This window comes from Rhizobium sp. YTUHZ044, from assembly GCF_051123975.1.
Classification (GTDB): Bacteria; Pseudomonadota; Alphaproteobacteria; order Rhizobiales; family Rhizobiaceae; genus Rhizobium.
On the sequence record NZ_CP101426.1, the window covers coordinates 3,293,695 to 3,305,375 of the forward strand.

General features: G+C 58.8%; 11 protein-coding genes. 9 read left to right on the top strand and 2 right to left on the bottom strand.

Annotated features, from left to right (window positions below):
- Together NL154_RS16345 and NL154_RS16350 are read left to right on the top strand one after the other, a co-directional pair.
- Positions 1-1,377 carry a polysaccharide biosynthesis/export family protein gene (locus NL154_RS16345; protein ID WP_434732977.1) on the top strand — a complete coding sequence of 459 codons (1,377 nt, stop codon included), beginning with the start codon at positions 1-3 and terminating at the stop codon, positions 1,375-1,377.
- A 121-nt stretch (positions 1,378-1,498) separates the two neighbouring features.
- Positions 1,499-2,965, top strand: coding sequence for a hypothetical protein (locus NL154_RS16350; protein WP_210630010.1), 1,467 nt, complete (start codon positions 1,499-1,501; stop codon positions 2,963-2,965).
- Positions 2,966-3,099: 134 nt separating this feature from the next.
- Here the strand turns inward: NL154_RS16350 and NL154_RS16355 are convergent, their stop codons facing one another.
- A complete protein-coding gene (locus tag NL154_RS16355; RefSeq protein ID WP_210630009.1) occupies positions 3,100-3,399 on the bottom strand; it encodes a hypothetical protein in 300 nt (99 codons plus the stop codon).
- A gap of 308 nt (positions 3,400-3,707) precedes the next feature.
- Here NL154_RS16355 and NL154_RS16360 point away from each other — a divergent pair, with 308 nt between their 5' ends.
- Together NL154_RS16360 and NL154_RS16365 are read left to right on the top strand one after the other, a co-directional pair.
- Positions 3,708-4,619, top strand: a complete 912-nt coding sequence (locus NL154_RS16360; protein ID WP_434732978.1) for a glycosyltransferase family 8 protein — start codon at positions 3,708-3,710, stop codon at positions 4,617-4,619.
- A 106-nt stretch (positions 4,620-4,725) separates the two neighbouring features.
- Positions 4,726-5,748: a glycosyltransferase family 2 protein gene (locus NL154_RS16365; RefSeq protein ID WP_434732979.1), complete on the top strand. Its 1,023-nt coding sequence runs from the start codon at positions 4,726-4,728 to the stop codon at positions 5,746-5,748.
- A 179-nt stretch (positions 5,749-5,927) separates the two neighbouring features.
- On the opposite strand, the gene NL154_RS16370 is transcribed toward NL154_RS16365, so the two are convergent.
- The gene (locus NL154_RS16370; RefSeq protein WP_434734103.1) at positions 5,928-7,037 is read right to left on the bottom strand and encodes an acyltransferase family protein; all 1,110 of its coding nucleotides are present in this window, start codon (positions 7,035-7,037) and stop codon (positions 5,928-5,930) included.
- Between the two features lie 217 nt (positions 7,038-7,254).
- On the opposite strand from NL154_RS16370, the gene NL154_RS16375 reads away from it, so the two are divergent.
- From NL154_RS16375 to nuoK, 5 genes are all read left to right on the top strand, one after another.
- Positions 7,255-9,573 carry a membrane-bound PQQ-dependent dehydrogenase, glucose/quinate/shikimate family gene (locus NL154_RS16375; RefSeq protein WP_434732980.1) on the top strand — a complete coding sequence of 773 codons (2,319 nt, stop codon included), beginning with the start codon at positions 7,255-7,257 and terminating at the stop codon, positions 9,571-9,573.
- Between the two features lie 61 nt (positions 9,574-9,634).
- Positions 9,635-9,682: a hypothetical protein gene (locus tag NL154_RS16380; protein ID WP_434734104.1), complete on the top strand. Its 48-nt coding sequence runs from the start codon at positions 9,635-9,637 to the stop codon at positions 9,680-9,682.
- A gap of 277 nt (positions 9,683-9,959) precedes the next feature.
- Positions 9,960-10,454 carry a DUF305 domain-containing protein gene (locus NL154_RS16385; RefSeq protein WP_210630005.1) on the top strand — a complete coding sequence of 165 codons (495 nt, stop codon included), beginning with the start codon at positions 9,960-9,962 and terminating at the stop codon, positions 10,452-10,454.
- 424 nt (positions 10,455-10,878) lie between these two features.
- Positions 10,879-11,379 (top strand): NADH-quinone oxidoreductase subunit J family protein, encoded by a 501-nt coding sequence (locus NL154_RS16390; RefSeq protein ID WP_210630004.1) that lies wholly within the window; start codon positions 10,879-10,881, stop codon positions 11,377-11,379.
- On the top strand, positions 11,379-11,681 hold the full coding sequence (gene nuoK, locus NL154_RS16395) for an NADH-quinone oxidoreductase subunit NuoK (RefSeq protein WP_210630003.1): 303 nt from the start codon (positions 11,379-11,381) through the stop codon (positions 11,679-11,681). Before NL154_RS16390 ends, nuoK begins: the two co-directional genes overlap by 1 nt.

The following is an 11,681-nucleotide window of genomic DNA, read 5'->3' on the forward strand; positions in this document are numbered from 1 at the left end:
ATGCAGCGCACATTCTTGCCCGATCGCGTCATCTCCGCGGCCCTCGCTCTGCTGGTTTTCTGCTGCCTCGCCGGCTGGAGCGTCGCCCACGCGCAAACATTCACCCTCGTGCCGGAAGACAAGGTAAGACTGCGCGTCGTTGAATGGCGTTCAGCGGATTCCCGCTATGCCAGCTGGGAAGCTCTCGATGGTGTCTACACCATCGACGATACCGGCGACTTGTCGATCCCGATCGCTGGCCATGTACAGGCGGCCGGAAGAACAACCGAAGAACTCGCCGCTGCCATCGCCAGCGCGCTCGCGGAAAAGGCGGCACTTCCTGGCAAGCCATACATCGCCCTGGAGGTTGCCGAGCATGCGCCGATTTTTGTGACCGGCACCGTTCAAACCCCGGGACGCTATCCTTTTGAACCGCGGATGACGGTCATGAAGGCCATCAGCATCGCTGGCGGCTTTCTGCGGGAACGCGAAGACAATACTTTCGAGCGCGACCGGATTCAGGCAGCCGGGGCCTATCGAACCGCCGTCCTCAACCGGCGCGACCTCCTGATGCGGCAGGCGCGGCTGCGGGCGGAAATCGCCGGTGAGCAGAGTTTCGAGGTTCCCGCCGAACTCGTCGGAACGCCCGATATGGACAAGCAGAAGGCACAGGAATTGAACCTGATGCGGCTGCGCCGCGTCGATATCGATAGCCAGATCGAAGCGGCGAATGACCTCACCCGCCTCTATGGCCAGCAGGTCGAGTCACTCGAGGCCAAGATCAGCTCGCAAAAGCGGCAGATTGACCTTGCCCAGAAGGAACTGGACAACGTCAACAGCCTGGTAAGCAAGGGATTGGTCAGCAATTCCCGCCAGGTGTCTGTCGACCGCTGGGTTGCGGATGCACAGGGTACCCTGATCGATCTCGAAGTTGCCCTGACCACGGCTCGCCAGGGCCTCAGTGAGGCCGACCGTTCCAAGATCAATATCGTCAACAGGCAGAATAGCGAAAACCAGGAGCTGCTCAACCAGGTCAATCTGGCGATCGGCAGGGCGGCAATCGATATCCAGGTAGCCCAGCTTCTGGGCGAACAGGCCGGCTACGACGCTCAGCTTGCTCAGATGAACGCGGACGCGCCGGGACTTGGCAGAACGCAGAAGAACTACAGGATTGTGCGCCGCAATAACGACGGAACCTCCAGCAACATCGTGGCCGACGAGCAAACCGCATTGCTGCCGCATGATCTCATCGAGGTCGGTTTGGACACCAACCTTCAGGCGTCAACGTCGCCGCTGCAGCCCTCACCCCGGACGCAGAGCTCGACACTCTCGTCATCTGATGTGGCCAGGGATAATCCAACGGGCCGCAGCTGGATATCCCAGACGGGATCGAATTAGGAGGCGATGATGATCAGCGACGACAGCTGGCGGCCTTCGCCTCGTCCATCATATCGGCTTGTCGATGCCGCATTCGGCCAAAGCGCTATTTCAGCTGTTTGCCCGGTTCAGGATTAGAAGCATGTCGATAGAGCCGCTCGGTTTCATCGTTCTCCTGCTTGGCCTGATCACCACAGTCAAAGGAGCGCGCTTTGCCGTGACAACCCTCTGCCTGTTGACGCTGCTGGGAGCCGCGGCGGCTCTGCAATTGCCTGCGCTCGGCGGCAGCAGTATTCAGCCAAGCCATCTTCTGCTCCTGTTTATCGTCGCCGCCACCTTGTTGCGTCCGGTCCAGACGCAAGCGGCGCTGGTTAGCATCGCCTATCCGGGTCCCGGCTTCTGGTTTGCCGCCTACGTCCTGTTTTCCGTCGTGTCGTCGTTTTTCCTGCCGCGCATTTTTGCAGGCGCGACCCTCGTCTACTCCTCTGCGAGAGATGCGACGGGCATGATGTCGACTGTCGCCGCGCCCCTGTCGCCAGGCTCATCCAATCTTAGTCAATCTGTCTATCTGCTTGGCGACCTCGCCTGCTTTGCCGTGGTCGCGGGACTTGCGAGGCTCGGATATGCGAGTTTCATCGCACAGCAGTTGATCCTCGCGTCCATCGCATGTTTTGCTCTGGCTTTGCTTGATATCGGAACGTTCCTGACCGGCCAGTCCTATCTGCTCGATGTCATCAGAAACGCGAATTATACCATGCATACGGCCGAGACGATCAGCGGCTTCAAACGCATCGTCGGCGCCTTTCCCGAAGCAAGCATTTATGGGACGGTCGCACTGGCCTATTTTTCGTTCACGCTTCTGCTCTGGCTGGAGCGTGTTCGAAGCCGTATGGCCGGTATGGCAACGCTTCTCATCGGCCCGACGATCCTGCTCTGCACATCGACAACCGCTTATATCGCCGGGCTTTTCGTTGTCTGCATGCTCGTGCTGTTCTGCTGCAAACGTATGATCGCAGGATCGGCCAAGACCTCGCACGTGACTTTCCTGGCGATAACTCTCTTCCTGATCCCTTGCGCCATCATCGCTCTCAGCCTTGTCCCCGATGCGTGGAATTCCATCACCAGCCTCGTCAACACCACCGTGTCGGACAAACTCCAATCGCAATCCGGCGAAGAGCGCACCGCCTGGAACACGCTGGCATTGATCGCATTCGTCGATACGGCCACTTTCGGCGCCGGCCTCGGAACGGTTCGGGCTTCAAGTTTCCTCGCCGCATTGCTGTCCAACGTCGGATTGACCGGCACGCTTCTCTTCGTCGCCTTCCTGCACAGCCTTGTCAGAGCCTCCGGCCGGCACGTCTCCGGCAATCGGGAGACGCATGCCATCGGAAATGCCGCCATTGTGGCATCGATCTCACAGATCGCCTCTGCTGCGATTTCAGGAAGCGGCACCGATCTCGGTCTGCTGTTCAGCACCACGGCGGGTTTGGCTGCCGGTTGTCTGGCCGCCCCCTGTGTCTCGCAGCATCGGGTGGCCCGATCTGGCGCAAATCAACTTGCCCCGGAGGCATCGGCATCTCTCAGGAGAGCGCCGGTGTTTGCAACATGATGACCTCAGTCGTGAGTTTCGTTCGAGGCCAAGGGCGGGACGCCGTTGCGGCCATGCGCCTGCCCGGGTGGCTTCGCAGCCAATCGCCCGCGCCGCATCCGTGGAAAGGACGGGCGACCGATCCTGTTTCGCCGTCAGCCCTGCTGGCGCTCGCTGGTGGCTGCGACGTTATCGGCGGCGGAATTGTTCTGTCGCGATCTGGCGCTACGGCGCGCAAAACCGGACAGGAACACGCCCGCCAGATACCCGATCTCCATGAGCATCAGGAAAGCGATACCGGAAACGATCGCCCCGATCAGCGAAGACCCGTCGGCGAAAGCCACACTGCCGAAGCCGATTGCCACAAGTATTCCGAAAATCGCGAAGGCCCAGGCGCGGATCGAAGCGCCGGCAGCTATCGAAATCACGGCCGCCACCAAGGTGGTGATCAGCATGACGATCCTCCCTCCCTCTGCATTTCGATAAGGCTTCCGGAATCCATCGTCCTGCCGCGGATCAAAATGTCGAAAGGGGGCCCTGTGACAGGCACGGCATTCTTCATGATGAGCGTCTCAACAATGGAACACACAAAAACCGCCAGCGGCCGGATGCTGTTTCAACAAACGAGCGGTCCAGCGATCCGAAATATATACCGGACCAGCCTGTCATACGACAGGTCTGCCGGATCGATCAACAACTGTTCCCGCTATCCTGAAGGGAGCAGTCACTCACTCGCATTGAAGAGTACCGGAAGGGTGAAGACATGAACAATCAATGCGTCGTCTACGTCACGGATGTCGAATATTCATTTCCAACTATCCTCTCCGCGCTTCAGGCTCGCAAATTCGCAAGCCCCGCAAGCGACGTTTGCGTGCTCATGTCTGAACGTCTCGACAATTTCAATGAGTTGAGAGCCCTCCTCACCGCGAGCGGAGTCGAATTGGTCGATGCGACCGACGCGCTGCAAGATTCGCTCGGCAAGCTCGACCCTTCGCATTTTAGGGGGCGCATCAGCGTCAGCACGATGGCCAAACTTGTCCTTTGCGAGATCCTGCCTGCCCATTACAGCCAGATCATCTATCTCGATGGCGATACCCAGATCGTCAGCGATCTCGGCAAACTCGAAAACGCCACCGTGCCCGAGGGCCGGTTTTTCGCCGCCCGCGATTACACGGCAATCCAGGACTTCCTCAACACTGGAAAGGACAACCACTATTTCAATGCAGGGGTCCTGAAGTTCCATCGCAACGGCTGGATCGGGCAGGAAGCGCTTGAGCTTTTTGCCAGCAATCCCGGGGCTTGCGAGGGCAAACATGATCAGGGCGCATTGAACTACGTTTGCGGTTCATCGCTCATCCTCGTGTCCAACCGCTGGAACTTTCCCAAGCAGTTTCTGCATCTGGTGAACATGTCGTCGCTGGCGATCGTCCACTACATGGCGCATCCGAAGCCATGGCATGGAACCTTCTTTCCATGGACTGATCGGGAAAGCCAAGTCTATATCGATCTGCGCAAAGCCCATCCGATCTACAACGCGCTCTATCGCGGAATAAGCTTCGATCGGAAGATGCTCTATAAATATCGGTCGATGCGGGCACGCATCGAACACGCGATCGAGAGGAACGGCCCCCACCCGCGGGTCCAGAGCCTGCTGGTTGGCGATTACGCCGTATGATGACCACACATTGTTCCCACCAGCCGAAATTGCTCTGCGCTCCGTCTGTCGGGCTTCTCGAAGCAAGCCTAATGAATCCGGGAACGGATAATGTTCAGGATGGAATATGAGTTATCGGGTTTCCGTGGCCAGTATCTCGCATTACGCAAAAGCTCGCCTGCGCCGGTCGCTCAAGGCTCGGCAGGTTCGTTACGACCGGTTGCGCAGCGGCCTCAGGCAGGCGCGTCACGTGGTCATCTGCGTCATCCGTGACGAAGGCCATCGGCTGGCATTTTTCCTGCAATATTATCGTGATCTCGGCTTCGAGCATTTCATCTGCATCGACAACGGCTCGACGGACGGAACGGCCGAATTGCTGTCCGGCTTCGACGATGTCACGCTCCTTTCGGCGCATGGCTCCTACAAGGCGGCAAGGTTCGGAAACGACTGGATCAACGAGGTCATCAACCGGCACTGCCGGGAGAAATGGGTCCTTTATGTCGATGCAGACGAGTTCCTGGTCTATCCGCATTGCGACACCCGCCCGATCGATCAGCTGACCGCCTACATGGAAGCCACTGGCGGCCATTCCCTCCGCTCGGTCATGATCGACATGTACAGCCCGCGTCCGGTTCTCGAAAACATATGTGAACCCGGCCGCAACCCGCTCGAAGTCTGCAACCTTTTCGACCGATCCGGCTATGTCGCACATTTCGACGAACGCAACTGGACAATATGGATCAAAGGCGGCGTTCGCGGACGCATCTATTTTCACGATCGGCTGTGGGACGGGCCGGCGCTCAACAAGATCCCTCTCGTCTATGTGACAGGTGAACGGCTGTTTCTCAAATCATCGCACCAGGTCTGGCCGCTTTCCCTGAATCTGGGCGAGATGCGCGGCGCACTTTGCGTATCCGGCGCCCTTCTCCACTTCAAGTTCCTATCGACCTTCGTGCATAAGGTTTCCGATGCCGCGCATCGTTCTCAGCATACTGATGAATACACCGTTTACTCCTCCGGCAAGGACATGACTGACTTCGTCCATGACGATACGGGCACTTACACGAACTGGAAGGACTTGTCCGATCACGGGCTCATTCAGGGTGAAGGCTGGAAAGATTGGAAGAATATCTCCAGTAGCGAAATCTGAACGGTTCCAGCGCTGACATGCAGCGCACTCGGTGCAGCAACATCCGAAAAGTCATGTTGCGGTCGGCATAAGCCTTTCATCTGGAATAGTCGCCGCGCATCAACAAGGCTCGCGGCGACCGCAAACCCCGATGATCTCTCTGCTGGTCACGCACACTCCCGGATGGGCGGTCGAGAAGCCTATTTCAAAACCGCGCCGGCCAATTCCCGTCTTGTGCCGCGCTGCAGGTAGAGGTTCTCGAGCCAGGTCACCTGTTTCCTCAATTCCAACGCCGGCCTTTCGATGAATCGCCATGAGAAGGCGGCAAAACAAGTGACAATGATGCTGCAGACGATCCCATTCAGCCACCAGTTATGCGCCCAGGGTCCGAGCGCGACGAAGGCCTGCTGGATGGGATAGCCATAGAGGAATACGCCGTAGGAGTAGTCGGCCCCCTGAAGCACTCCGAGCTTGCGGGGCGAGGTCAGGCCGAGAAAGACCGTTACATATCCAATAGCCGGAATGGCAACGAAGTCCCCAAAGGAGCTGAACCAATAAGCCCACAATATGACGGCCACAGCAGCGATAAAGATGCGGACATCCCACAGAATCTTGTCCCTATAGAGATAGATGGTCACGCCCACGAGGAAGGCGCCGATCAGCAGATTCCCCGACGCGGTCGTAGGCATGGATGCCCAGTTGCTTTCATGCTTCCAATATCTCGCAAGCCCAAAACCCACGATCAACGCCGTCGTTGCGATGAGCGCGAGCACGCGCCGCCTGACCACGCCGAGCAGGAAAAGCGCGGCAATCGCGACGTAGCATTTAAGTTCGAAGGGCACGGTCCAGAGCTGCCCATTCACCATCGCGGCGTCAGGATTGCTCGGGAACACCCCCGGAAGATTGAAGTGAATGTGCCCGGTGACATTCAGCAGATATGCAAAAAACTGGGGGTCGGTAAAGTAGTTACTGAGGTCATACTCGGTATAGATCGCTCCAAGTATAAAAGCAGCCAGAAACACTTCCACTGCGAGGGCGGGGTAAATCCGGATAAATCGATTGCCAAGAAAGGAGATCAACGTCTTCGACCGCCCGAGACTGCCGGCGACCAGGAACCCGCTCAAGGCAAAGAACATGGGCAGCACCGACTTGATAAAAGGACGCAGGGGCGTTTCCCACAAAAACAGATCATCGCCATAGGTGACGCGAGCCGTATGTATCCAAAGCACCGAAAAGGCCAACAGCAATCGCATGTAGTCAAATCCTGTCGGCCGCCCCTTCGCCAGATCAAGCTTTTCGCCGAGAACCATCAGTGACCCTTTCAGAAGTTTTGACGCAATCGCAAGCATCATTGCCGGCTCGGGGACACGTGTCAGTGACCAGAGCTACATCAGGAAAAATTTGAGGGACTGCCCGCTTCGGGACGAATAGCTGACCATCGGTCCAATGGCGCTGTGCTGCCCGAGGCGCCGTTTCATGGTCGGAGACGAATACGGGCGATCGCGCAGCGAATTGGATGAGGAACGAATGAAATTTCTGGCCGCTCTGTTCTGTATCGTTCTCGCCTTTATCGGACTGGGCTTGATGGGAGGCGGCGCCTTGCTGCTCAGCCTCGGCGGCTCGCCCTATTACGCAATCACAGGGCTTGCCTACCTCATTGCGGCCGTTCTGCTATGGCGCCGCAAGCCACTGGGCGCACTCATCATCCTGCTTATCGCCGTTTTCACCCTTCCCTGGGCATTATGGGAGTCCGGCACCAATTTCTGGGGGCTCTTCGCACGCTTGATGTCCCCGATCGCGCTGGCGGGATTTGCGCTTCTTTTTGCACCAGCGCGTTTGCCGACCGCCAGCCGGAAGCTCTTCCACGGCGGCGCCCTGCTTGCCGCCATTCTGTTTGCCGCGGGCTTTGCCCTTGCTTTCACGCCGCATCAGGTGATCCGTCCCTCCGGCGATATTCCTGCCTACAAGACGGTCAGAGGCGACAATTCCCCCTCCGATTGGACATCCTACGGCCGCAGCACGGCCGGAGATCGCTATTCCCCATTCGACCAGATCAATCGCGGCAACGTTGCCAGGCTGGATCTTGCCTGGACATATCGCACCGGAAGAGGCGACGGCGTCGACCAGAACACGCCTTTGCAGATCGGCGATACCGTCTACACCTGCACGCCGACGGATGTGATCGCCGCCCTTGATGCCGATACCGGAAAACCCCGCTGGACCTTCGATCCCAACGCGTCGGCGCCTTATTGGCAGCGTTGCCGCGGCCTCGGCTATTACAAGATGCCGGAGGAGAGCCGATCGCCCGATGGCCTCTGCAACGAGCGCCTGATACAGACGACGATCGATGCCCGCCTCCTCGAGATCGACAGCAAGACCGGCGCGCCATGCACGGGCTTCGGCGACAACGGCACCGTGCAGCTCTCTCAGGGCATGGGTGAAATCAAGACCGGCTACTATTTCCAGACATCGGCTCCGCTGATTGCCCGCAACCTGATTGTCATCGGAGGCTGGGTCACCGACAATCAGGAGGTCGGCGAGCCGTCAGGCGTGATCCGCGCATTCAACGTGGTGACCGGTGAGCTCGAATGGGCCTGGGATCTCGGCAATCCTGCGATCACCAAGCTTCCGCCAGCAGGCGAGACCTACACCCGCGCCACGCCCAATATGTGGACGACAGCCGCCTTCGACGACAAACTCGGCCTCATCTATGCCCCGCTCGGCAATACCACGCCGGATTATTACGGCGCCAGTCGTCCGGCTTTCGCCGATCAGTACAACGCGACATTGGTGGCGCTCGATGTGACGACCGGCAGGGAGAGATGGAAATTCCAGACCGTGCATCACGATATCTGGGACTATGATCTGCCGGCCCAACCGCTGTTGATCGACCTGCCCGATGGCAATGGCGCCACCCTGCCGGCCATCCTGCAGACCACCAAACGTGGGCAGCTTTTCCTGCTCAATCGCCAGACCGGCCTTCCCCTCGCCGAAGTTCAGGAAAAGCCGGTGCCGCAAACGGGCGGCGCGCCGGAGGAGAAACTGTCACCGACACAGCCTTATTCCGTCGGCATGCCGACGATCGGTGCGGAACGTGTCACGGAGCAGCGGGCCTGGGGCCTGACGATGTTCGATCAGCTGGCCTGCCGCATCGCCTTTCGCAAGATGCGCTACGACGGCGATTTCACCCCGATCGGCACGCATCCCGCACTTCAGCAGCCGGGAAATCTGGGCGGTCTCAACTGGGGAAGCGTCTCGGTCGACCTGGCCAACAACCGCGTCTTCATGAACGACATTCGCGTTCCCAGCATCTTCGCCCTCGTTCCGCGGGCCGATTACGTCGATTTCGCCCTCGTCACGACCGCGCACGGCCCCTCCGCCCCACAGCGCGGCACACCTTATGGTATGACGACCGAGAAATGGACGTCGAGACTGCGCATTCCCTGTACGCAACCACCATGGGGCACGCTGACGGCCGTGGATCTGAACACACGCCAAATCGCATGGCAGGTGCCGGCCGGGACTGCTGAACAGCTCGGACCGTTCAAGATCAAGATGAATTTACCCATGTCGATGGGCCTGCCGACCTATGCTGGCACATCTACGACCGCCGGCGGCGTCGTCTTCTTTGCCGGCTTCCAGGACTACTACATCCGCGCCTATGACGCCGAGAACGGCAACGAACTCTGGAAATTTCCTCTGCCGGTCGGCTCGAGTGCGACGCCGATGACCTACGTCTCACCGAAGACAGGCAAGCAATATGTTCTGGTCTCGATTGGCGGAGCAGCAAATTCGACTGATGTCGGCGACTATGTACTCGCCTTCTCCCTGAAAGACGGGAACTAGCGAGGCAATCACACGAAGCCACCTGGCACCGCTCGATACCGTCAATCCCGGCCGTTGGCCGCTGCACTGCCACCACCTGGACCACATGGCGACGGGGATGATGACGTAGATCGCTTATGACGGCGCGATCTGATCAGCAAGCTCGGGCTCCCGCATCCGGCAAGCTCTGGTAACCCGGGAACCAACCCGCCCATGCAAGGTTAAGGCGATATGCCTCCGAGTTGTTGCCTCGGAAATATCTGGAGCGGTTCAGCTTTTCACGGAAGCGCAGAACCGCTCTAACCTTTTGGATTGACGCGATTCCGGAGGGAAAACGGCTTCGCACTTTTCCTGGAATTGCTTTAACCGCCTTCCGACTCGGTCCGGAGGCCGGAAGGAAGTTAGCGATGCGCGACCACCATAATTCCCGACATGAGGAGATGAGCAGGCATCCCTATTCCATGTTCGCTGTCAACATGATCCTCAGCCTCATCGTCATGTACTTCGTGATGTTCTCGATGATCGACGGCTGGAGCGATTTCCGGAACAATCTCAACATGCTCTACATGGCGCTGACGATGGTGGCCCCGATGGGCATCATCATGCTCGCCACCATGGGCGGCATGTACCGGAACAGGAAGCTGAACGCCGCAATCCATGTCGGCCTTGTGATCCTGTTCGTCGCGGCATTTGCAGGCACTCGCACACAGGCTCTCATAGGCGACCGCCAATTCATCGCCTCCATGGTGCCTCATCATTCAGGTGCAATCCTCATGTGCCGGGAAGCCGCCCTCAACGATCCTGAACTGGTCGCGCTCTGCGCCAATATCTCGCGCGGCCAGCGTGCGGAGATCGAGCAGATGAACGCGATCCGCACGCGCCTGGATCAGGGTGCGCGGTAAGCGCCCACGGATGTCAAGAAGGCAATCGAGACAGCCGCTCCAGCCTCGTCGACCACCATTCAACCGGGAGACGAAGATGGCCTGCAAGAGGAATTTCTCGCCCGTCCATGCTCTACCTTCTCGGCCCCGAGCTTATACCAATGCGCCTATTGGCGGCTTGGCGAATGTTGATTTGGGAAGCAGGATTTGTTGTTTTCTGTCCCGCGTCGTCGGCTTCGCCTGCTTGCAGGCCCCATCGAAAGCGCGCGCTTGGCAAGCGACCTTCGCCACATCCGACGGACTCGATCTTGCTCCCCCGATGACAATAATCTTGTGAAAAATCCGATACTAGGGCACAATTTGCGAAGGCATCTGAAGTTGCGGCGCAGTCTCGAACCCGGCCGTCTCGCGCCGAGTGGCAGTTCGCGTCGGAGGGTCGGCGTCGATGGATCAGGGGTTCTTTCTTCTGTTCGCTGCGGTATCCGTGATCACGGCCCTGACGGTGGTCCTGGCGCGCAATCCGGTTCACAGCGCATTGGCGCTGATGGCGTGTTTTCTGCAGATCTCGGCAATCTTCGTCTTGCTCGAGGCGCCGTTGCTCGCGGTCATCCAGATCTTCGTCTATATCGGCGCGATCATGGTCCTGTTCCTGTTCGTGATCATGATGATCGATGTGCGCGAAGCGGTGTTGCAGCGGTTCTTGCCGGGCGGCAACCTCCCGGCTCTGATACTGCTCGTCCTGCTCGGGGTCGAGATGCTCGTGCTGGTGCTCTGGAGCGACCGCTTTTCGGTCGTGGAGCCCGTCGCGATGGGCGGCGGCGATGAGGTCAGGCAGCTTGGCACAGCACTTTTCGCCGACTATCTCCTGCCGTTTGAAACCGCCTCCGTAATCCTGCTGGCGGCCTTGGTCGGCGCCATCATGCTGGCGCGGAAGGAGCAGGGGTGATGGTTCCGCTCTGGTGGTATATTGTGCTCGGAGTGGTCCTGTTCGTGATCGGAGCGGCGGGCGTGCTGCTCAGGCGCAATATTCTTGTCGTACTGATGTCGCTGGAGCTGCTGCTCAACTCGGTCAACATCAATTTCACCGCTTTCGGGCGTTACCACGCCGATTTCCGCGGGCAGATCTTCGCGATCTTCGTCATCGCAATCACCGCGGCGGAAGTTGCCGTCGCCCTCGGTATCCTGGTTGCCCTCGTGAGGAACAAATCCACCCTCAAGATCGACGACGTGACGGTGATGAAAGGATAG

Excerpts from the sequence above, each read along its gene's own strand:
- NL154_RS16345 (WP_434732977.1), top strand. The coding sequence starts at position 1 with ATGCAGCGCACATTCTTGCCCGATCGCGTCATCTCCGCGGCCCTCGCT.
- NL154_RS16350 (WP_210630010.1), top strand. The coding sequence starts at position 1,499 with ATGTCGATAGAGCCGCTCGGTTTCATCGTTCTCCTGCTTGGCCTGATC.
- NL154_RS16355 (WP_210630009.1), bottom strand. The coding sequence starts at position 3,399 with ATGCTGATCACCACCTTGGTGGCGGCCGTGATTTCGATAGCTGCCGGC.
- NL154_RS16360 (WP_434732978.1), top strand. The coding sequence starts at position 3,708 with ATGAACAATCAATGCGTCGTCTACGTCACGGATGTCGAATATTCATTT.
- NL154_RS16365 (WP_434732979.1), top strand. The coding sequence starts at position 4,726 with ATGAGTTATCGGGTTTCCGTGGCCAGTATCTCGCATTACGCAAAAGCT.
- NL154_RS16370 (WP_434734103.1), bottom strand. The coding sequence starts at position 7,037 with ATGGTTCTCGGCGAAAAGCTTGATCTGGCGAAGGGGCGGCCGACAGGA.
- NL154_RS16375 (WP_434732980.1), top strand. The coding sequence starts at position 7,255 with ATGAAATTTCTGGCCGCTCTGTTCTGTATCGTTCTCGCCTTTATCGGA.
- NL154_RS16385 (WP_210630005.1), top strand. The coding sequence starts at position 9,960 with ATGCGCGACCACCATAATTCCCGACATGAGGAGATGAGCAGGCATCCC.
- NL154_RS16390 (WP_210630004.1), top strand. The coding sequence starts at position 10,879 with ATGGATCAGGGGTTCTTTCTTCTGTTCGCTGCGGTATCCGTGATCACG.
- nuoK (WP_210630003.1), top strand. The coding sequence starts at position 11,379 with ATGGTTCCGCTCTGGTGGTATATTGTGCTCGGAGTGGTCCTGTTCGTG.